The sequence below is a fragment of the Puribacter membranae genome (genome assembly GCF_055380425.1).
This window is the reverse complement of the sequence record NZ_AP040167.1, coordinates 1,998,030-2,020,344: the sequence shown is the minus strand read 5'-3', so window position 1 is coordinate 2,020,344 and position 22,315 is coordinate 1,998,030. Positions and strand designations below refer to the sequence as shown.

The following is a 22,315-nucleotide window of genomic DNA, read 5'->3' as shown; positions in this document are numbered from 1 at the left end:
GCCCACACGACGGGTTCATTCCTTGTGCATTCCTTGCACATTAGTTACGAACAGGCTTACCGGTTGAGAGCATACCCATGATGCGTTCTTGGGTTTTCGGTTTGCCCAGCGCTTCGATGAAATTGTCGCGCTCGAGTTTGAGCAACCATGCTTCGTCCACCAAAGTGCCCGCTTCCACACCGCCTGCCGACAGAATGCTCGCCACGCGGGTGGCCAATTCGCCGTCGTACGCCGAAATGTAGCCGCCGTCGCGCATGTTCACGATCATCGATTGCAAAGTCGCTTTCACCGAAGGACCTGCCGCCGTGATGTTAGCTGCCGCCAATGGTGGGCGATAGCCTGCGTTCGCCAATGCGCGCGCTTGCGATTTCGCCACAAACAGCAATTCGTGGATGTTGAACACGATGGTGTCGGTTGGCAACAGATAACCGATGCTTTGCGCGTCGCGTGCGGATTTCGCCACGTTGGCCATCGCCACGTTTTGGAACCACGGTTTGACGAATTCGGTCAGGTTGCTGTAGCCGTAGGTCGCCGCTGCATTCGATGCGCGCAGAGCCGCTTCTTTCAAGCCGCCACCCGCAGGCACCAAGCCCACGCCCAATTCAACCAAGCCGATGTACGATTCGAGGTGCGCCACGCGGTGTGCGCAGTGCATCAAGGTCTCGCAACCGCCGCCCAGAGCCAAGCCCGCCACTGCGGCGACCACAGGCACTTGTGCGTATTTCACGCGCATCGCGGTGTCTTGGAATTTCTTCACGAACGGCTCAACCGCTTTCGCGCCGCCTTTCATGAACAATGGCATGGCCGCTTGCAAATCCGCGCCCGCAGAGAACGGGCCGCCGGTCAATGAACCGGTTTGCCAGATCACCAAGCCCGCGTATTTTTGCTCAGCCAATTCAATCGCTTGTACCAAGCCGTCCAAAACCTCTGGACCGATGGTGTTCATTTTGGTTTTGAACGAGGCGATCAGTACGTCGTCGCCCTGATCCCACAAACGGATGGCGTCGTTTTCAAATACGGTGTTGCCTGCTGTTTTCGGATCCGCCGCGTTTTCGCCCAACAAGAACGCTGGGAACGCTTGACGTTGGTAAACCGCCAAGTTGCTGCGCGGCACGAAGGCTTTTTTCGCAGGTGAGTACGAGCCGGCCGGTGTGTGTACGGCGTCAATCTCGTTCACCCAAGCTGGCAATGGTGCGCTGGACAAGGTTTTGCCCGCAGCGATGTCTTCGGCGATCCAGCCAGCGATTTCTTTCCAACCGGCGGCTTGCCACGTTTCGAACGGACCTTCGTTCCAGCCAAAGCCCCAACGAACGGCGAAATCGACGTCGCGTGCGTTGTCAGCAATGCTTTCCAAATGCACGGCGATGTAGTGGAATACGTCACGGAAGATCGACCACAGGAATTGCGCTTGCGGATGATCGGTTTCGCGCAACAGTTTGAAGCGCTCTGCCGCTGGTTTTTTCAGAATGCGCGCGACCAATTCGTCGGCTTTCGTGCCACCGGCCACGTATTCGCCTTTGGCTGCATCCAAAACTTTGATTTCTTTACCTTCTTTGCGGTAGAAACCTGCGCCGGATTTTTGACCCAAAGCACCTTTTTCAACCAAGACTTTCAACACCGGCGGCACAGGGTAGTTGGCCGCAAACGGATCGTCTTTGAGGTTGTCTTCCATGGTTTTGATGACGTGCGCCATGGTGTCCAAACCGACCACGTCGGCGGTACGGAAGGTCGCTGATTTCGCACGACCCAGTTTCGAACCGGTCAAATCGTCCACGAGGTCAAAGCCCAAACCGTATTTTTGCGCCTCGGCCATCACGGCCAAGATCGAGAATACGCCCACGCGGTTGGCGATGAAGTTCGGGGTGTCTTTCGCACGAACCACACCTTTACCCAAGGTGGTGGTGGCAAAGGATTCGAGGTTGTCCATCGTCGCGGCTTCGGTGTGCGCGGTCGGAATCAATTCGACCAAGTGCATGTAGCGCGGTGGATTGAAGAAATGCACGCCGCAGAAGCGTTTTTTCAGTTCGTCGTCAAAACCTTTGGCCAATTCGTTGATCGACAGGCCGGAGGTGTTGGAGGCAAAAATGGCGTGCGGCGCGAGGTGCGGTGCCACTTTCGCATATAAATCGTGTTTCCAGTCCATGCGCTCAGCGATCGCTTCGATCACCAAATCACATTCGCTGATTTTGTTCAAATCGGTTTCGTAGTTGGCCGCTTCGACGTATGCTGCGTCCGCTGCGTTGCCAAACGGTGCCGGGCTGAGTTTTTTCAGATTCGCCAATGCCTTTTCAACGATGCCGTTTTTAGCGCCTTCTTTGGCTGGCAAGTCAAACAAGATCACTGGAACTTTGGCATTGACCAAGTGCGCGGCAATTTGCGCACCCATCACGCCCGCGCCGAGAACGGCGACTTTACGGATGATTAAGTTACTCACGTTCTACCCTTTTTTTTATCGAACGGGCGTGCGATTTTTGTTTAAAAAAACACGACCGTGGTGTGAAAAGAGGTAACGGCATGCTGTACCGTTACCACCCTCATAATGACTTAGAAATGTGTCAAATTATTGTACACGTTGCCAAGTTTGGTTGCGACCCAATGCGCTGATACCCACGTAGCCGCGCACGGTCATAGAATTGCCATTGTCGGTCAATGACACTTTGTAACGCTTGTCATTTTTTGGATCCATGATGGTACCGCCGCCGTATTTGTTACCACCTTCGGAGCTGACGCCCCACAATACGGTCACGCCTGATAAGTTTTTACCCTTGTAGCTGCCTTCGCACTTGTCACATACGTTGCCGCCGAATACTTGTTGGATACGACCGACGTATTTGCCGCCTTCATTGGTGATTTTCACCAATGATTTGGCTTGACCGGTTTGGTCGTCGATGGTGCGCCATACGCCAGTCGGATCGGCCATGGCAATACCTGATACGGCCAAACCAACCAAACCCAATGCGATTTTGTTCAGTACTTTCATTTTTCAGTCTCCTTGTGTGGATGTTTTGGGCTGTTGCCCTATTTAAAACCTATAAAACCAGTCAATCAATGACCGCCTCAGCATGAGTGTGAACGTGAGTTGGTTATCACACGATGCACATTAACTATTCTAACGTACGTTCGGTTGACGAATAAACTATTTATTCATCAACCGACGCACACGAATCCACTCAGGCGGAAGCGATGGTTTGATTAGAACCAGTCGTCTTGCATTTCTTGCAAGCAGGCCACGCCCGCACGTGCTTGGCGGATGTAACCGGCGGTTTCTGGCAGGAGCTTGGCAAAGTAGAAACGCGCTGTTGCCAATTTCGCTTTGTAGAAATCGTCTTGCTCTTGCTTTTCCAAGGCGATTTTCGCCATGCGTGCCCAGAAATACGAGAACACCATGTGGCCAACCACGCGTTGGTACGGCACAGAAGCCGCGCCAACTTCGTCTTGGTTCTGCATGGCTTTCATACCGATTTCCATGGTCAGTTTTTGTACTTTGTCGCCAATGTCGGCCAATGGGTTGATGAATTCTTGCATTTTCGGATCAACGCCGTTGTCTTCGACGAATTTTTGCACGATGGCGCCGAAGGCACGCAATTTCGCGCCCATGTCGCCCAATACTTTACGACCGAGCAAGTCCAGCGCTTGTACGCCGTTGGTGCCTTCGTACAGCTGGGTGATGCGTGCGTCGCGTACGTATTGTTCCATGCCGTTTTCGGCGATGAAGCCGTGGCCGCCGAATATTTGCACGCCGTGGTTGGTACATTCAAACGCGTTGTCGGTCAAAAATGCTTTGATGATCGGGGTCAACAGCGCAACGTTGTCCGCAGCCGCCTGACGCACTGCTTCGTCCGGATGCGACAACTCTTTGTCGATTTCCAAAGCGATCCAGTAGGTGAACGCACGCGCGCCTTCAGCATACGCACGCTGGGTCAACAACATGCGACGCACGTCCGGATGCACGATGATCGGATCGGCTTCTTTTTCAGGGTTTTTCGCACCGGTCAACGCACGCATTTGCAAACGCTCTTTGGCGTAAGTGCGGGCATTTTGGTAGGAGATTTCGGTCAAGCCGAGGCCTTGCATACCCACACCCAGACGCGCTGCGTTCATCATCACGAACATGGCTTGCAAACCTTTGTTCGGTTCGCCCACCAACCAGCCGGTCGCGCCGTCGAGGTTGATCACTGCAGTGGCGTTCGAGTGAATGCCCATTTTGTGTTCCAATGCGCCGCAAGACACTGGATTGCGCGCGCCGAGCGAGCCGTCTGCGTTTGGCAGGAATTTCGGTACGATGAACAGGGAAATGCCTTTGGTGCCTTTTGGCGCTTCCGGCAAGCGAGCCAACACGAGATGGATGATGTTGTCCGCCATGTCGTGTTCACCGCTGGAGATGAAGATTTTGGTGCCGGTGATGGCGTAGGAGCCGTCGGCGTTCGGAACCGCTTTGGTGCGCAAAATACCGAGGTCGGTACCGCAGTGCGGTTCGGTCAAACACATCGTGCCGGTCCATTCGCCCGACACCAATTTTGGCAAGTACGCGGCTTTCAATTCATCCGAGCCGTGTGCGTGCAAACATTCGTACGCGCCGTGACTCAAGCCCGGGTACATGGTCCACGCCAAGTTGGCGGAGTTCAATGTTTCGTACAGCGCATTGTTCACGGAGATCGGCAAACCTTGACCGCCGTATTCAGGATCGCATGAGAGCGCAGGCCAGCCCGCGTCGATGTATTGCTTATACGCTTCTTTGTAGCCTTTTGGCGTGGTCACAACCGAGCCATTCAGCGTGCAACCCTCTTGGTCGCCCGTGTGGTTCAACGGGAAAATAACTTGTGACGAGAATTTACCGGCTTCCTCGACAATCGCGTTGATGGTGTCAACGTCCAATTCGGCATGTGCAGGCAATTGTTGTAATGTTGCTTCTGTGTTGAGCAACTCGTGCATGACAAACTGAATGTCACGTAGTGGTGGTACATAGCTTCCCATGATATCTCCTGATAAAAGAAGGGACTGAACTCAAATCCGCACACCATGGGAGGCGTACCATCATGTTGTGCGTAGATACTGCTTCAAAATGCGCTCTAACACCTGCTTGACCATATCCATACCGTTTGTGCGCTTCATCAAACGGACGCTTTGGTGAAAACCCAAGGTCAAACCGTACAACTCAAAAATCATCAAATCAATCGGCGTGTCCTCACGAAACTCGCCCGAATCGATACAGTAACGAATCGCTCGACGCAGTTGCTCTTCCCAAGCCGTCATCAAACCCACCAATTCGTCCCGAACCACACCCGGCCGGTCATCGTATTCCACAGCGCCGGAAATGTACAAACAACCGTGCTCTGTTTCCTGCCCCAATTTATTGAACCAATTGTGCAAAATAGCACGCAAGCGCTCCAACCCCCGAGGCAAAGCCAATGCAGGCTTGAGAATATCCGCGAGAAAGCGCGTTTCGTATTCCTTCAGCACCTCAATCAGCAGCTCATCGCGCGAACCGAAATGCGAAAATACACCACTCTTACTCATATCCAAACGATCGGCCAAGATACCGATGGTCACACCCTCTAGACCATCTCTCGACGCCACGTCCAAAGCCACATCCAAAATTGCCGCTCGGGTCAAATCCCCTTTGCGTACATGAGCCCGCTCTTTTGTCATCATCATTCCCAACAAAAATCGAACGCTCGTACTATTTTCAACAATCCACATAGTCTTGTCAATAGCCCAGCGAACATTTTTTAAATAAATTTACAAAAAAATTACTGCGATTTCACTATATACAGAAAAATCTGCCAAAAATCACAAGAATCCAACCGCAAAAAACTACACCATTCAACTCAGCGAAAGTCGTAAAACCAAGCATATCAGCCATTTTACACTTAAAACATCGGGCAGTCTGAGCGCCAGCCAAACCAATCTACGCTACGCCCTTAAACCTTCTGCCCAGACAAAAGCGCTGCCTGCAACTCAGACGGTGTCGCAACCGACAAACCCGTCATCTGCGCAATCGACGCCTGCGCTGCCAAAGCCAAATCCGCACGATTCGCAAACTGACGTGCATCAATCGGCGCACCATACGCAATCTGCGCCTCAACCCCACGTGCCAAAAGCAACTGCATAAAACTTTGTCCAAACGTCGTATCGCCCGCATAGCTGGCCAACTGCGTCGGCGCCCCATCCACACGATACATCACCGCCACCGGATACACCGTCATACCATACGCCACCGCCGGTTGAAACAAATTCGTTTTAAACGGCAACAAATGCGTACCGTCAGTCGTCGTCCCCTCCGGATAAAAACCGACCAAATCACCGCCTTCAACCGCCGCGCGGATCTCCTCATTCGTCTGATTAATCCGACTGCGATTACCGCGCTCCACGTACAAAGTACCCGCAAACGTCACCAACGGCCCCAAGACCGGCCAATCGCGCACCTCTGATTTAGAAATAAAGCGCACCGCCTGCACCGAATTGGCCGCAAAAATATCCACCCACGACGAATGATTCGACACCATCACACCGCGCAAATTCGGCTCAGACGGCTGTGTTGTCACTACCAAACGCACGCCCAATGTACGCAACAAAAAGCGCGACCACAGACGAATGATGCGCCGCTTTCTCGGCCAGCCAATCAAAGGAAACACCAAAGCCGTCAAAAACAAACCGCTCGACAACCACAAAGCAAAACCCAACAAACGCACAAGTGCGATTAAATAAGCGAACATACGTAATTTTCAATCAACGGTTAAAAAGCCAAGCAACCACACCACTCATGCGCCACCCGCGCACCATTTGACTCACCATGCGGCCAACACCCATCAAACGCGCGCCACGAAACTCAAATCATCCGGGTTCAAAAACCCCAATTCCAACGCCATACGAACAATCATCGTCGAGCGCGTCCCTGTGCGGCAATACAACAAAATCGGCTTCGGTGCATCACCCAACATCTGCGCGAATTGCAACGCCAAGCTTGGCGACAAATCCGCGCCCGAAAACGGCAAATGATAAAAATGCAAACCCTGCGCACGCGCCGCCGCCTCAACCGCCTGCGCCGTTGGCTGATCCGCACCGCCCTCAAAATCCGGGCGATTCACCATCACCGACGCAAAACCCGCCTGCGCCACCTGCGCCATATCCTCAGGACACGCCTGCGGCGCCGTACCCAACAACGCCGAATGCACCGTTATGTCCAAATCCATAAATATCCTAAAAAAACGTACCCGACCAAACAACAATGCAAGATTGTAGCTTTTTTGTCTACAACAAACAACGCAGGCACGCATTTCCTATCGATCCGCGCACAAACCCAAACAAGCAGAAAGCCCCGAGACCGAAAAAAAAAACCAACCACAACAACATGCTCAAACTGAATCATGCCAAAAGAAAAGCGACCCGAAGGTCGCTTGACTGTGACATAAAGCTATGTCAACCGATTAGAAGCTGTGAGACAAGCCCACGCTGTAACCATAGGCTTTTGCATTAACCGGGAAACCAACAAAACCGTAAGGACTTGCTACGCCAACGTTTTTAGCTTTCAAATATACGGTATCAATAGATACTGCTGTACGTTTGCTCAATTTATGCTCATAACCCAAACCCAGCGCCCAAGCATTGTTTAGCAAGGCACCCGATTCAGCAGTTGATTTACGTTTTTGGAACAAAACATACGCCGTATCGTTTGGCGTAAACCATGTACGCACAATCGCGCCAATAGTGGTTGCTTTTTTAGCGTATACGGTATCAGCAGTGCTCAAGCCAGTAGCAGAGAAGAAACCTTTGGCCATACCTTTACCTTGCGCATAAGACACGCCGATTGCCAAAGGAATTTTTTGACCTTCGTAGAAGTTATAAGCCAAAACACCCGCCCATTCGTGCTGTTTTTTACCCAAAGCCAAAGCATTGCCTGCTACAGTAGAGCTGGCAGCAACAGGGCCATCGTTTTGGTATGCAACACGCGCCAATAAACCATGACCATAGTAACCCAAACGCGCACCATAGCCCACTTTGGAGCCATCTGTACCTTCGCTGGTATCACCTAACGCGCCACCTTTAGTGGTCACGTCAGCGCCGAACGTAAAGCCTGAGTTCTTGTATTCATAGAACAAACCATTGCTGTGACGCGCATTAGAAACAGCGTACAGGTCAACATCAGTCACGCCATGAACACCCGTCAAACCACCCATCGTCAATTCAACTTGAGATTTGGCACGACCGACTTTAACTTCACCAAACGCACCTTTTAGACCAACGGTGGTTTCACGATTAAACAAATCAGCAGAACCAACATCAACACCAATATTGCCTTCCAATTTGAAAATAGCCGATACACCATTACCCAAATCTTCTTCGCCTTTAACGCCGATGTAGTCTGAACGGCGAGGTTTCTGTGACAAAGAGCTGCTCAACAACCCTTGTGCTGTAGCCAAAGTACTTTTCTTAACTGCCGCTTGAGTAGCGGTCAAACCCGTTACATCCGCTGTGGCACCATTTGCAAATTCACCTTTACCGAACAAATCGTAGTATTCAGCTTCGACTTGACCGTACAAAGTTACGCTGGAAGCCGCTGATGCCGCGCCGGCAAAAGAACCCAAAATGGCCAAAGCCACCAATGATTTTTTCATTTGTCTCTCCATTAATATTTACTAATTATCACGCCAGCACCGCGCTGGGTATGATTCGCGAAACACGAAACGCTGATATTGTCTCCAATTTGTCCATTATCATGCTTTTTTCGATGACTCAATTATTACGGGTGTTCTTTTTTCTGTCCACACTATTTTTACATTTGTTGCAAAAAAGCACATATTTCACACTAAATTCTTTCACTTTGTTGTTATTTAGTGAAAAGAGCCATCATAAAAATAATTCACTGCTGCATAACCGCGCAAAAACAAAAAAAGCGACCCGAAGGTCGCTTTTCTCTAAACGTCTGTTTTATACAAAAACTTAGATTAGAAAGAGTGAGACAAGCCTACGCTGTAACCTGTTGCCGTACCCTTGTCAGAAACGGTTGGTTGTTTGATAGTAGCATAGGCAACATCAGCATACACAGAAGTACGCTTGCTCAAAGCGTGTTCATAACCAACTGCCCATACATTACCATTGTAAGCAACAGAACCGTCATCCAGTTTACCTTTGCGTTGTTGGTATTTCAGATATGCAGAGTCATTCGGACCAAACGTGCTGGCAATCACACCAGACCAAGTGCGAGCTTTGTCTGCATAAACTCGACCCGTATCCGAATCACGACCAGCCAAGGTTTTAGCGGCGCTATTGGCTTTAGCAGTAACCAAGTCTTCTGCCCAGCCGCGACCTTGAGAGTAAGCAACACCCACCGTCAGAGCATTGTTAGAGTAAGGGATTACAGCAGCCAGCAAGCCACCGGCTTCGTACTGTTGTTTATCATTAGATAACACAACCCCATCGCGTTGATAAGCAGCTCGTGCCAACAAAGTCACGTTGCCACCGACGTTACCCGCATAACCGGCACGAACGCCCCAGCCCACTTTTTGGCCTTTTTCGCCTTCAGTCGCTACGTATGTATTTGTAGTTGTATCTGTATAGCCATTACCCAATGCGCCACCTTTGGTGGTAACGTCAGCACCAAAAGAAAAACCAGCATTGTCGTAAGAGTAGAACAAGCCATTGCTATGACGTTTTGCAGCAACAGAATACAAGTCTACGTCAGCAACGCGGCGACCTGGAACCACACCGCCCAAGGCCAATTCCATTTGTGATTTGGATTTACCAAACTTCACTTCACCGAATGCGCCTTTCAAACCAACAGTTGATTCGCGATTGAACAAGTCTGCGCTACCAACGTCAGCATTAACGTCACCTTCCAATTGGAAAGTTGCAGCCAAACCGTTACCCAAATCTTCTTGGCCTTTTACGCCGATTTTACTGTTGGCTTCAGAAGTACCACCTTGAACAAAGGTATTGTTAAAAGATGAGAAATCTTTACCATAGCTCCAACCTTCATAACCCGCATCTACAGTACCGTACAAAGTAACGCTGGTCGCAGCAGAAGCCACACCCGCGAATGAACCCAATACAGCCAATGCAACTAAAGTCTTTTTCATTTGTTTATCCTCTTAAAAGTCAAACTTAAAAATTGAGATTTCTTATCAATCCCAACGGCTCCTTTCGAAGCACTTGCGAAATGCGACTTCGTTCCCATTCCGACGATTCCATTGTCTTATTGACGCACTTTTTTGTCTACCTTTACATGCCTTTTTCAGCCAGTTTTCTAACAGTTTGTTGCATATCAACCACATTTATCGTGTGTTTTCCGAGCATTCGCATAAAGAACAAAACGGAAAAGGCTCGCAAAACGCGAGCCTTTTTATCTAACTAAAGAAGCTTTAGATTAGAATTTGTGGCGCATAGCAACGCTGTAGTCCCAGCCGTTTGATGCTTCTGTAGCACCTGGAGCCACGCGTTTGGTACGTGCAGTTTCAGCATAAACGCTGGTGCGTTTGCTCAAAGCATGCATATAGCCCAAGCCATAAGCATTTTGAGTGGTTTTGACGTTAGACGCAGTTTTTTCTTGATTGCGGTTGTATTGGAAGTAAACAGTATCGTTCGCAGTTACATCGCCAGAAACATAGGCATTAACGATACGAGTTTTTGTGCTTGCCGCATTTTTGTGATCAGCATATGAAGCACCCAAAGTCACAGGAGCGAACGTGTAAGAAGCGCCTACACCCCACTCTTTACCGCCATTGCCGTCACGTTGGTATGCCGCGCCCAAGCCCAGATTATTGGCATCATATTTAGCATACAAACCGTAACCTACTTTAGAAGCATCAGCACCTTCGGCAACATCCAACGCGCCACCTTTAGTTGATACGTTACCACCTACTGAGAAACCGCTATTTGAGTAGTCATAGAACATAGAGTTGCTGTGACGAGCTGCTGAAGAGTAATTATCAAAAGACGCTACACGCTCACCAACAGTGAAACCACCGATACCATTATCCATTGCAGCCAAAGCGCGACCGAAACGAACATGACCAAACGCGCCTTTCAAACCAACAGTTGATTCACGATCAAACATGTCTTTGGTGTATGCACCTGTATCCGCGCTAAAACGACCTTCCAATTTGAATGTAGCGGCCAAACCGTTACCCAAATCTTCTTCACCTTTAACGCCGAAACGAGATTGGTTAGCGATTGCATCTTGTTGTAATTTCAAGCCGTCATGGTGGAAGCTGTCATAGCCCACGTCCAAACGACCGTACAAAGTTACGCTGGTAGCGGCAGAAGCCACGCTTGCAAATGAACCCAAAACGGCCAAAGCGACTAAAGTCTTTTTCATTTGTTTATCCCCTCAAAAGTTAAACTTAAAAGTTAAAGTTTTTCTTTAACCTTAACCACTCTTTACAAGAGCACTTACGAAATGCGAATTTTTTGCAATTCCGACGCATTCATTGTCCTATCATGCGCTTTTTTGTCCATCTTTATCGTATTTTATTGTTATTTTGTCGCAACTTTACCACGCGCTGTTGTGTATACACAACATCTCAGTAAGCCTTTGATTGGATTTAAGAAAACCTGCTTTATCCACATTAATTGAATGGATTTAGCCCAAGCAATTAACTCTGCCAACGTTTGAATACACGTCTACCCGACAAGCTAAAGCAGCCAAACCCAACAACAAGCGCTGCACACATGGAAAGGCGGGGCTTGCTTATACGGGGCAAATTCTCTTCTTATTTTGGCTTGCGGCAGACCATCATGTAATTCACGCTGGTATCGTTGGTTGGCACAAACGGATATTGTTTGGATTTCCAAGGCTGATAACCCACCCCTGCCAATCCAACCACCTCCAAACCCGACTGACGCGCCATCGCCGATAATTCACTTGGCTTGATGAAGGTGTCATATTGATGTGTGCCCTTGGGAATCCATTTGAGCAGGTATTCGGCGGCGGCGATAGTTAACGCCCACGCTTTGGGATTGCGGTTGATGGTGGAGTAAAAAACCATACCACCGGGCGCCAAGAGTTGTGCGCTCGCGTGAATTACCGAAGCCGGATCAGGCACATGCTCCAACAACTCCATACAGGTAATGACATCGTAGGATTCCGGATGTGCTTCTGCCCAAGCCTCCGCCGTAACCGCTTGATAATCAATTTCAAGTTGACTGATTTTCGCGTGCTCGCGCGCAATATCAATCGAGTCCTCCGCCATATCCAAAGCGGTAACCAGCGCACCTTCTCGTGCGAGCGCCTCGCTCAAAATCCCACCACCACAACCAATATCCAGGGTTTTGGCGCCTGCCAGTTGGGCGTGCTGCGCAATCCACTGCACCCGTGTCGGGTTGATTTGATGCAGGGTTTTCAATGGCCCTTGCTCATTCCACCATTCGGATGCATGTTGAGAAAATTTTTCAATTTCGGCGGCGTTCACATTATGTGTATTCATAGAATATCTCTTATATCAGATGTCAATTTTACTTACGAAGTCATTCGTCACCCATCCTGCACGACCTGCGCCTTCGTTCCAAGTAATCTTTAGCATTTTATGCCAAAGCCTCATTCGTCGCCACCTGTTCTGTGCTTTATTCCCACTTGACTGGATAAACAACTGAGCGCGAGCAATAAAAAAGCCTCGCATCAGCGAGGCTTTTTGTCCATCAAGAAAAATTATTTCTTAACGTTTACGCCAACAGCGTTCAAAGTATCACGCCATTTGTTTACTTGGTTCGCAGGTACAACAACACCTTCGATATCCACAGTCACGCGGCGGTTAGGTTGCTCACATGCTTGACGAGCAGCTTTAGTGCCTTTACAAGTTTTTGGATCAACGATCAATTCGCGCTCGCCCATACCTTTGGTAACGATCTTGCCAGCAGGAACGCCTTGACCAACCAAGTATGCTTTAACCGCTTCGGCACGACGCAATGACAAACGGTCATTGTATGCGTCAGAACCCCATGAGTCAGTGTGACCCACAACGATTGCATCTTTGTATGCAACTGAGTTCAAAGCTGATGCCAAGCGAGACAACATAGCTTGACCTTCTGGACGCAGAGTTGCTTGGTCGAAACCGAACAATGTTTGCGCGTCAAAGTTCAAACGAGATTTGTCGATGGTTACATTTTTCTCAGGCATTGCATCGCAACCTGGGATTGGGTTGCCATCTGGGTAGTAGCCAGTTTGCCAGCACAATTTGTCTGTGCCGTTGGTCGCGCCGTAATCGCCGCTCAACCAAATTTGGCCGTCAGAATTTTGTACGTTACGGCTGTTTACTGGATCTGCTTTTGGAGCAAAAGTAGTGCTTGGGTTAGTTTGACATGCCGCCAAGGCCAATGTTGCGACCAAAGAAGCAACTTTTACGAAGTTTTTCATGTTTCTCCTCTTTTTGGAAAGTGCGCAGTCAGCCTGCGAGAACGTTCACCACGAGTTTAATGAAGTGTTAAACCCTTTATTAAACAGTGCCATATTATAGCTATTGATTGTGCACTGTGCAACACACTTGCTTACACAATCAATGCATCATCAACACCGCACGAATTCATTGTGCCACAACTTACACGCCTTAGTGCAGACAAAAATCAATTAAGTTTCACGATTTGCGTTCATTATGCGATTTTTGTTTCAATTATGCAACACAGGCTTTATAAAGCCGCGCCTTGGTTTTCAATCGCACTTTATGTGCCAAAGCAATTTGTCAATCAGACTGCCATTAGTTGCCGACACCATGTCATTGCCATAGAAACAAACACGAATCGCTCTGTTTTTGACTCTGGCGACATGTTAGAATAGCGGATTGAAACTTGACTGATTGGGACAGCCTCTGTGTCCGATAAAACAATAAGGATGCCTTATGTCATCGTTTGCCAAAGAAACCTTGCCGATTCCACTTGAAGACGAGATGCGTCGTTCATACCTTGATTATGCCATGAGCGTAATTGTGGGTCGTGCGCTGCCAGACGTACGTGACGGTTTGAAACCGGTACATCGCCGCGTGCTGTATGCGATGCACGAATTGAATAATGATTGGAATCGCGCGTATAAGAAATCCGCCCGTATTGTCGGTGACGTGATCGGTAAATATCACCCGCACGGCGACATGGCGGTGTACAACACCGTGGTGCGTATGGCGCAGGATTTTTCGCTGCGTTACCCGCTGGTGGATGGCCAAGGTAACTTCGGCTCCGTCGACGGTGACGCGGCGGCAGCGATGCGTTACACCGAGATTCGCATGGCGAAAATCGGCCACCAACTATTAGAGGATATCGACAAGGAAACCGTCGATTTCGGCCCGAACTACGATGGCAATGAACGCGAACCCTTGGTTTTGCCAACGCGCATTCCGAATCTATTAATTAATGGTTCAACCGGTATCGCAGTCGGTATGGCGACCAACATCCCGCCGCACAACCTGAGTGAAATCGTTAAAGGCTGTCTGCATCTGCTGAAAAATCCCGAAGCCACCGTGGACGAGTTGATCGAGATCGTCCCTGCGCCGGATTTCCCGACCGCCGGTATTATTTACGGCATTGGCGGCGTACGTCAGGGTTACCGCACTGGTCGCGGGCGCGTGGTGATGCGCGCGCGTACGCATTTTGAGGACATGGAAAAAGGCAACCGTCAGGCGATCATCGTGGACGAGCTGCCGTATCAGGTCAACAAACGCAAGCTGCTCGAAACCATCGCCGAGATGGTGAACGACAAGCGGCTCGAAGGCATTTCCGACATCCGCGACGAATCGGATAAATCCGGTATGCGCGTGGTGATCGAACTCAAACGCGGCGAAGTCGCCGAAGTCGTTCTGAACAATCTGTACAAACACACGCAACTGCAAGACACCTTCGGCATGAACATGGTCGCGCTGGTCAATGGCCAGCCGAAACTGCTCAATCTGCGTGAAATGATTTTGTACTTCCTCGAACACCGCCGCGAAGTCGTGACTCGCCGCACCGTGTTTGAGCTGCGCAAAGCGCGCGATCGTGCTCATATATTAGAGGGGCTGGCGGTCGCATTGGCGAATATTGATGAGTTCATCGAAATCATCAAAGCCGCACCGACGCCACCGCAAGCGAAAGCCGACTTGATGGCGAAAACTTGGGATTCGTCGCTGGTGCGCGAAATGCTCTCGCGCACCGACGGCGGACGCGAGTTGTACCGTCCGGACGGTCTGCTGGCGGACGTTGGCCTGCAAGAAAACGGCCTGTACCGTCTGTCTGAGATTCAAGCACAAGAAATCCTGCAAATGCGCCTGCAGCGCCTGACCGGTCTGGAACAAGACAAAATCGTGCAGGAATACAAAGACATCATGACGCACATTGCCGACTTGATCGACATTCTCAGCCGTCCTGAGCGCGTGACCGCGATCATCGAAACCGAATTGACCGCAATCGAAGCCGAATTCGGCGACGCGCGCCGCTCGACCATCGAGATGGACGCGTCCGACATTGATATTGAAGACCTGATCACGCCGCAAGACATGGTGGTTACCCTGTCCAACACCGGCTACATCAAGGCGCAAGCCCTGTCCGAATACCGTACGCAGCGTCGTGGCGGACGCGGCAAGCAAGCCGCTTCGACCAAAGGCGAAGAAGACTGGATCGAAAACCTGTTCGTCGCCAACACGCACGACACCATTTTGAGCTTCTCCAATCGTGGCCGCGTCTACTGGACGCGCGTGTACGAAGTACCGGCTGGCTCACGCACCTCGCGCGGCACGCCGATCATTCGCATGCTGCCACTCGAAGAAGGCGAAAAAATCACCGTCATGCTGCCGATCAATGCGCGTGAAGGATTCCCCGAAGATCAATACGTCTTCATGGCCACCAGCATGGGCACGGTCAAGAAAACCCCGCTGTCCGATTTCTCCAATCCGCGTAAAGCCGGCATCATCGCCGTCACGCTGGACGAAGGCGACTACCTGATCGGCGCAGCGATCACCGATGGTCAACACGACGTCATGCTGTTCTCCGACGCGGGCAAAGCCGTGCGCTTTGACGAAAACGACGTGCGCCCAATGGGTCGCGGCGCGCGCGGTGTGCGCGGCATGAACCTCGACGAAGGCCAAAGCATCATCTCGCTGCTGGTCGCTGAAAACGAAGAACAGTTTGTCCTGACCGCCACCGAAAACGGCTTTGGCAAACGCACCCCGATCACCGAATACACCCGCCATGGGCGCGGCACCAAAGGCATGATCGCCATCCAAACCTCCGAGCGCAACGGCAAAGTCGTCGCCGCGCAGTTGGTCGAGGAAGACGATCAAATCATGCTGATTACCCAAGGCGGCACGCTGGTACGCACCCGAATCGCCGAGGTTCGCGTGGTGGGTCGCGCGACGCAAGGCGTCACGCTGATCGGTCTGGATGACGGCGACGTACTCAGCGGCGTGCAAAAAGTCATGATGTCGGTGGATGAAGAAGACGAAACCGATGTGGACGCGGCAGATGAAGCCACGCCAACGGCAAACGACGCAGATACGGCAGAGTAACGCCGATAAACGGAAACGGATCACTCATCCGAAACAATCTACAGGGGCGCAATCATGCGCCCCTTTTTCATGAACCCACGCCGCACAACCGCGTACTCTCGGCATGAAACCACAAAAAGCCTATGTCCGCGCCGCATTTTCAGCGATAATAGAGCCACTCCCTTGATTTGACTGACATTTAATTATGAACCATCGCATCCACAATTTCGCGGCGGGCCCCGCCGCATTGCCCACGCCCGTCTTAGAAAAAATGCAGTCCGAACTGCTCAATTTCAACGGAACCGGCGTCTCCATCATGGAAATGAGCCATCGCGGCGCGGTCTACACCGAAGTCTTTCTGCGCACGCGCGACGCCTTTCGCCGCCTGCTCAACATCCCCGACAACTACCAAATTCTGTTCCTGCAAGGCGGTGCGATCGGCGAAAACGCCATCATCCCGCTGAACCTGCTTGGCGACGCAGCGCAAGGCGCGAACCAAACCATCGACAGCGTGATTTCCGGCGCATGGTCGCTCAAAACCCAAAAAGAAGCCGACCGCTACGCGCGCGCCGGTGGCGGCGCATGCAACATTATTGCCAACTCCGACGACGGCAGCGGCAAATTCCTCTACTTCCCCGAGCCGGACACATGGCAATTGTCCGATAAACCGAATTACGTCAATTTTTGCCCGAACGAAACCATCCACGGCGTGGAATGGTTCGCCCCGCAATCGGTCGCCGATGATTTGGCCGCACGCGGCGCCTTCCTCGTCGCCGATATGTCGTCCAACATCCTCTCGCGCCCGCTCGACGTGACGCGCTACGGCGTGATCTACGGCGGCGCGCAGAAAAACATCGGCCCTGCGGGCGTCACCTTTGTGATTGTGCGTGATGATCTGCTTGATCGTCAGCATCCGCTGTGTCCATCGGCGTTCAACTGGCGCAATGTCGCCGACAACGACTCCATGTTCAACACTCCGCCGACGCTGTCTATTTATATTGCGGGTTTGGTGTTTGAATGGCTGGAGCAACAAGGCGGCGTGGCAGCCATGGCCGAGATCAACGACGCCAAAGCCAAACTGCTGTACGAATTCATCGACAACTCCAAACTCTATCGCAACGACGTTCAACCCAAGTACCGCTCCTGCATGAACGTACCGTTTTTCCTACGTGACGAATCGCTGAACGCAGCATTCCTCGCCGAATCACAAGCGGCTGGACTGGCCGCGCTCAAAGGCCACAAAATGGTTGGTGGCATGCGCGCGAGTATTTACAACGCGGTGAGTATGGAGGCGGTGCAGGCGTTGGTTAAATTTATGGGTGAGTTTGAGAATCGACAAAAATAATTTTTCTGTCTTTAACTAATTAAAATAGAAAATGGAAGTTTAGGTTGGTAAGGAATGGAATATGCGGCAAACCGGTATCTACAAAATAACTAATCTAAGCAATGGAAAATTTTATATTGGTCAATCACGAGATATTTTTTCTCGCTGGAAATCACACACACTATCAATCAATGACAATTCAAATGAATCTGTTATTAGGATGTCATTTGCGAAATACAAACTAAGAGAGCAAGTTAGTAAAGCCGGAATTTTTGGCAACTTTTTATTTGAAATTATTGAGTTATGTTCAGAAGAGCGTCTAATTGAAAGAGAGCGTTACTACATTGAAACATTACAACCTGCATACAATGTACAGCTTATGGGGGTTAATCCCCGCTTTCCCAAAAGAGACAACCTAAGATATGAGCACTTTATTCAGTATCATAGTCTTGAAAAAATGGGGTATTTCCCTGGTGAAACAGATGAGGAAGAACTAACGACATTGAATGTTAACTACGGAATTTATAGCAAAAAACGACTTGCCATCAACATGCTCGGTTCAACTGTTGCCATTATTTTGGGTGGTAAGCCAACGAACTGCAAACATAACAGATACTACTTATGGTCGGAGTTACTCGTTGAAGATATTCAGTACCATGAAGAACTTGATACATATATTTTGAGTGGGATTGAAAACTTAGTAGAAGAACCGATTGATCTAACCGACATGGATGGGTTTGAACACTTCAGAATGAAGTGTGGTAATTTTGCTTACGGCTTACAATCTATGAAAAATAAAGAGTTTTATCGAGAAGTTATTGGTCCACTACTCAAAACCAACCGTATTAAAAAGAAGATGAACTACAGTCAATGGATTGATGAATTCATTGAAAAAGAAGAAAACAAATATGCTAACGCACAGGTATTAAAATGATTTATCTTTAATTTTTGTAATTTAGAAGAATGACTTGTTTTAAATGAAATAGTATGAACAAAACCGAACTCACCCCTGAACTCCAAGCGCAAGTCGATGCCGACCTCGCCCCCATCCGCACGCAAATTGACGCGGTGGATGCGCAATTATTGACCCTACTGAACGAGCGCGCCAAACTCGCGCAGCAGGTCGGCGAGGTCAAGCAAAAATACGACCAACCGGTGTATCGCCCAGAGCGAGAATCCGCCGTATTGGAAAAAATCGCCCAGCGCAATCCGGGGCCATTGCCCACGCCCCAACTACAAACCCTCTGGCGCGAAGTGATGAGCGTGTGCCGCGCGATGGAGGAGCCGGTCAAGGTCGCCTACCTCGGCCCTGCGGGCACGTATACCGAACAGGCGATGTTCAAACAATTCGGCCACGCCATCGTCGGAGTGGACTGCGTGAGCATCGACGATATTTTTCACGCGGTTGAGGCCGATGGCGCGACGTTTGGCGTGGTGCCGATTGAAAACTCGATCGAAGGCGCGATCAACCGCACCATGGATTTGCTGCTCAATTCGCCCCTGCGCATTTGCGCCGAGGTATCGCTCGCGATTCGTCACTCATTGATGCACCGCACGGGCGATATGACACAGGTCACCACCATCGTCGCGCATCCGCAGGCATTGGCGCAGTGCTACGGCTGGCTGAAACAGCATTATCCGAATATTGAGCAAAAACCGGTGTTGTCGAACGCGCAAGGCGCGCGCATGGCGCAGGAATCCGACGCCATCGCCTGTATCGCGGGCGATTCCGCGGCGATGATGTACGAACTGCAAAAAGTCGCGGTCGGCATTCAGGACGATGCAAACAACCGCACGCGCTTCGTCGTGCTCGGCAAACAAGTCTGCAGCCCAAGCCCTGCGGACAAAACCTCGTTGATTCTCGCTGCGCCGAATAAGGCCGGATCGGTATTCGAATTGATCGAACCGCTGGCGCGCCATGGCGTATCGATGGTGCGTTTTGAGTCACGCCCCGCGAAACAAAAAGGCTGGGAATATTACTTCTACATTGATTTTATCGGTCATACCGAGCAGGACAATGTTGCCAAGGCACTGGCCGAAATCGAAGCGCAAGCGGCATTTTATAAATGTTTGGGCTCGTATCCGGTAACCGTATAAGTGAAACAGGGATGGAGAAAACCGATGTCGATACACATTCGCCATGCAGAACCTGGGGATTACGAAGCGCTGTATCAATTGTACAGCCAACCTCAGGTGATTCACGGCACGATGGGAATACCGTACCCTTCGCTGGAGTCATGGGAAAAAAGACTCACCGACACGGCAAATGACCTTTGCAACTTGGTCGCGCTATTAGATAACGTGGTGGTCGGTCATGCTGTTTTGTGGTCCAAGTCCACGTCACCGCGCCGTCGCCATGCCGCAACGCTGGGCATCGCCGTTCATGACCAGTACCACAGTAAAGGCGTTGGCAAAGCATTGATGCACGCGTTGCTGGATTTGGCCGATAATTGGCTCAACCTCGCCCGAATTGAATTAAACGTATTTAGCGATAATCAACACGCCATCGCTTTGTATCAAAAGTATGGCTTTGAAATTGAAGGCACGCACCGCGCCTTTGCGTTTCGTGCGGGGCAATATGCCGATGGACTGTCCATGGCGCGATTATCCCCCGCGCTCAAACAGTCAAAATAGACAATCACCACGGTTTTTATTATGAAGTTATACGCCACTCTGCCACCACCGCAGATTAAAAATCTCTTACTCGTGGGCGCTGGCCTGATCGGCGGCTCACTCACGCTGGCGTTGAAAAACGCGGGCGTGGTGCAAAACGTCACAGGCATCGGCCGCCGCGTTGAGGTGATGCAGCATGCGGTTGAATTGGGTTTGATTGACCGCTTTGTGCAGCCGAACACGCCCGAATACGCCGCAGCCGTCGCCTCTGCCGACGTGATTGTGCTGGCCATGCCGGTGGGGCAAACACAAGCGGTGTTGCGCGATCTGCTGCCGCACCTCGCACCACACACCATCATCACCGATGCGGGCAGTACCAAGCAGTCGGTGTATGACGACGCGCGCGCGGTTTTGGGCGAGCGCATCCATCAATTCGTCCTCGCACACCCGATCGCCGGACGTGAGGTGAACGGCCCGCAAGCGGCATTGGCCGATTTGTACGTGAACAAAAAAATCATGGTCTGTCCATTGCCTCAACCCGCGCACAACACGCCAGAGCAAATCACCACCGTGGTCGCCATGTGGCAAGCGACCGGCGGGCTGGTGTATCAAATGGATTTACAGGCGCACGATGCGATTTTTGCCGCGGTCTCGCATGTGCCGCACGTGCTCGCCTACGCACTGATGAACCATGTCGCCGATTCAAATTTGTCGGATGATAAATTCGCCATGGCAGGCGCGGGCTTTCGCGATTTCACCCGTATCGCCGCCGCCAGCCCCGAAATGTGGCGCGATGTGTGTCTGAACAACCGCGAGGCGATTTTGCACGATCTGGATGTGTATTTAGCGCACGTGCAACAATTGCGCGATAAAATCGCCGCGTCGGATGGCGACGAGATATTAAGCGAATTCACCCGCGCCAGTGAGAAGCGTTTGGCTTGGGGGAAAGAGCAATAATGCAATCTGAGTTTGTGAACATAGGTTTTAAAAAGTTCTTTTTTTGCAAAGAACTGAAGAGTATTTCTGGCGAATTTTCACAAACAAACCGATGTGGTATTTACATACTACATTTTACAAATCATGAATACTATGTCGGCTTAGCTACTGACGTTGTAAAGCGCTATGCTCAACATATAAAGAGTTTCTCAGATATTGAGTTTATAAGCTTCAAAGAAGTTGCAAAATCAAAGCTGTCGGAAGAGGAAAAAAGTACAGTTTATGCACTGGAAGATTTGGGTAAAAAATTAAGAAACATTAATATTGTCAGCATTGTAACTAGAGACACCGATTTAGATCTGGTTATTGCACCTGAACTACAAATGAAATGGCTATCTAATACTGATTCATCTTTAAGTGAAACAAATGTTAAACGTTTTGACTTTCCTGAGTTGCGTACTAAATATTCAAAAAAGATGTTTCAGCTTAAACAGCACGAATTTTTTGATAATATTGCCAAAATCATTCACTTTTATATAACTCGTACGATTCCATTTCCAAAAAGTACAGAGTACTCGTTTTGGAGTGTATCCTGTTTGCCATCCCCCGGAAAACCATTCGCTCGATTTAATATTTCTTGGCAGGAAACCATGGTGTTATTTGAAGACACACCTGAATTTGATTTAAATAACACTTTAAATCCTGTAAAGCTTATTTATTTATCTATTTGGCTGAGTAAATCTATTTTGGAGCAACATCAAAATTATGATGTACTTCAATCTAAGTTCTCCTCTTTTTATATGGATGATACGATCCATGCCTCTGGCGGAAAAGATCAAAAACGCATCATTATTGAGCTCAATGAATTTTATGAGTTCATTCAACTAACTGGAGTCATGGAGGCAATAAAAACCTTTAATTTGCGATTAATGCGTAAAGGTGGATGTCAGTGGAAAAGATATCACTGTTTTGAGCTTGCCGATATTGCCTTAAACTGAGGCTACTC

General features: G+C 50.1%; 18 protein-coding genes. 7 read left to right on the top strand and 11 right to left on the bottom strand.

The annotated features are described in order from the left end of the window. Positions 1-40: 40 nt before the first annotated feature. From ACZ41M_RS09700 to ACZ41M_RS09650, 11 genes are all read right to left on the bottom strand, one after another. On the bottom strand, positions 41-2,434 hold the full coding sequence (locus ACZ41M_RS09700; RefSeq protein WP_464731357.1) for a 3-hydroxyacyl-CoA dehydrogenase/enoyl-CoA hydratase family protein: 2,394 nt from the start codon (positions 2,432-2,434) through the stop codon (positions 41-43). A gap of 126 nt (positions 2,435-2,560) precedes the next feature. Next, complete coding sequence (locus ACZ41M_RS09695; protein WP_464731358.1) at positions 2,561-2,980, bottom strand: DUF2147 domain-containing protein; 420 nt, start codon at positions 2,978-2,980, stop codon at positions 2,561-2,563. Between the two features lie 212 nt (positions 2,981-3,192). Further along, positions 3,193-4,974: an acyl-CoA dehydrogenase C-terminal domain-containing protein gene (locus ACZ41M_RS09690; RefSeq protein WP_464731359.1), complete on the bottom strand. Its 1,782-nt coding sequence runs from the start codon at positions 4,972-4,974 to the stop codon at positions 3,193-3,195. A gap of 60 nt (positions 4,975-5,034) precedes the next feature. Next, positions 5,035-5,649, bottom strand: coding sequence for a TetR/AcrR family transcriptional regulator (locus ACZ41M_RS09685; protein ID WP_464731360.1), 615 nt, complete (start codon positions 5,647-5,649; stop codon positions 5,035-5,037). Between the two features lie 272 nt (positions 5,650-5,921). Next, positions 5,922-6,716, bottom strand: coding sequence for a lysophospholipid acyltransferase family protein (locus ACZ41M_RS09680; RefSeq protein WP_464731361.1), 795 nt, complete (start codon positions 6,714-6,716; stop codon positions 5,922-5,924). Positions 6,717-6,809: 93 nt separating this feature from the next. Beyond that, positions 6,810-7,193 carry a protein tyrosine phosphatase family protein gene (locus ACZ41M_RS09675; protein ID WP_464731362.1) on the bottom strand — a complete coding sequence of 128 codons (384 nt, stop codon included), beginning with the start codon at positions 7,191-7,193 and terminating at the stop codon, positions 6,810-6,812. Positions 7,194-7,427: 234 nt separating this feature from the next. After that, positions 7,428-8,615, bottom strand: a complete 1,188-nt coding sequence (locus ACZ41M_RS09670; RefSeq protein ID WP_464731363.1) for a porin — start codon at positions 8,613-8,615, stop codon at positions 7,428-7,430. A gap of 330 nt (positions 8,616-8,945) precedes the next feature. Then, entirely contained in the window at positions 8,946-10,076 is a 1,131-nt protein-coding gene (locus ACZ41M_RS09665) for a porin (RefSeq protein ID WP_464731364.1), read from the bottom strand. A gap of 287 nt (positions 10,077-10,363) precedes the next feature. Beyond that, positions 10,364-11,314, bottom strand: a complete 951-nt coding sequence (locus ACZ41M_RS09660; RefSeq protein ID WP_464731365.1) for a porin — start codon at positions 11,312-11,314, stop codon at positions 10,364-10,366. 394 nt (positions 11,315-11,708) lie between these two features. Next, complete coding sequence (ubiG, locus tag ACZ41M_RS09655; RefSeq protein WP_464731366.1) at positions 11,709-12,422, bottom strand: bifunctional 2-polyprenyl-6-hydroxyphenol methylase/3-demethylubiquinol 3-O-methyltransferase UbiG; 714 nt, start codon at positions 12,420-12,422, stop codon at positions 11,709-11,711. A 221-nt stretch (positions 12,423-12,643) separates the two neighbouring features. Next, positions 12,644-13,348, bottom strand: a complete 705-nt coding sequence (locus tag ACZ41M_RS09650; protein WP_464731367.1) for an OmpA family protein — start codon at positions 13,346-13,348, stop codon at positions 12,644-12,646. A 478-nt stretch (positions 13,349-13,826) separates the two neighbouring features. On the opposite strand from ACZ41M_RS09650, the gene gyrA reads away from it, so the two are divergent. The 7 genes from gyrA (at position 13,827) to ACZ41M_RS09615 (ending at position 22,307) form a co-directional block, all read left to right on the top strand. Continuing rightward, positions 13,827-16,457, top strand: a complete 2,631-nt coding sequence (gene gyrA / locus ACZ41M_RS09645) for a DNA gyrase subunit A (RefSeq protein ID WP_464731368.1) — start codon at positions 13,827-13,829, stop codon at positions 16,455-16,457. A 184-nt stretch (positions 16,458-16,641) separates the two neighbouring features. Continuing rightward, complete coding sequence (gene serC / locus ACZ41M_RS09640) at positions 16,642-17,781, top strand: 3-phosphoserine/phosphohydroxythreonine transaminase (RefSeq protein ID WP_464731369.1); 1,140 nt, start codon at positions 16,642-16,644, stop codon at positions 17,779-17,781. Positions 17,782-17,842: 61 nt separating this feature from the next. After that, complete coding sequence (locus ACZ41M_RS09635) at positions 17,843-18,694, top strand: GIY-YIG nuclease family protein (RefSeq protein ID WP_464731370.1); 852 nt, start codon at positions 17,843-17,845, stop codon at positions 18,692-18,694. Between the two features lie 53 nt (positions 18,695-18,747). After that, positions 18,748-19,857 carry a prephenate dehydratase gene (gene pheA / locus ACZ41M_RS09630; RefSeq protein ID WP_464731371.1) on the top strand — a complete coding sequence of 370 codons (1,110 nt, stop codon included), beginning with the start codon at positions 18,748-18,750 and terminating at the stop codon, positions 19,855-19,857. Between the two features lie 24 nt (positions 19,858-19,881). Next, entirely contained in the window at positions 19,882-20,394 is a 513-nt protein-coding gene (locus ACZ41M_RS09625) for a GNAT family N-acetyltransferase (RefSeq protein WP_464731372.1), read from the top strand. Between the two features lie 21 nt (positions 20,395-20,415). Further along, entirely contained in the window at positions 20,416-21,330 is a 915-nt protein-coding gene (locus ACZ41M_RS09620; RefSeq protein WP_464731373.1) for a prephenate dehydrogenase, read from the top strand. Further along, positions 21,330-22,307, top strand: a complete 978-nt coding sequence (locus tag ACZ41M_RS09615) for a GIY-YIG nuclease family protein (RefSeq protein WP_464731374.1) — start codon at positions 21,330-21,332, stop codon at positions 22,305-22,307. Before ACZ41M_RS09620 ends, ACZ41M_RS09615 begins: the two co-directional genes overlap by 1 nt. The last annotated feature ends 8 nt before the right edge of the window (positions 22,308-22,315 follow it).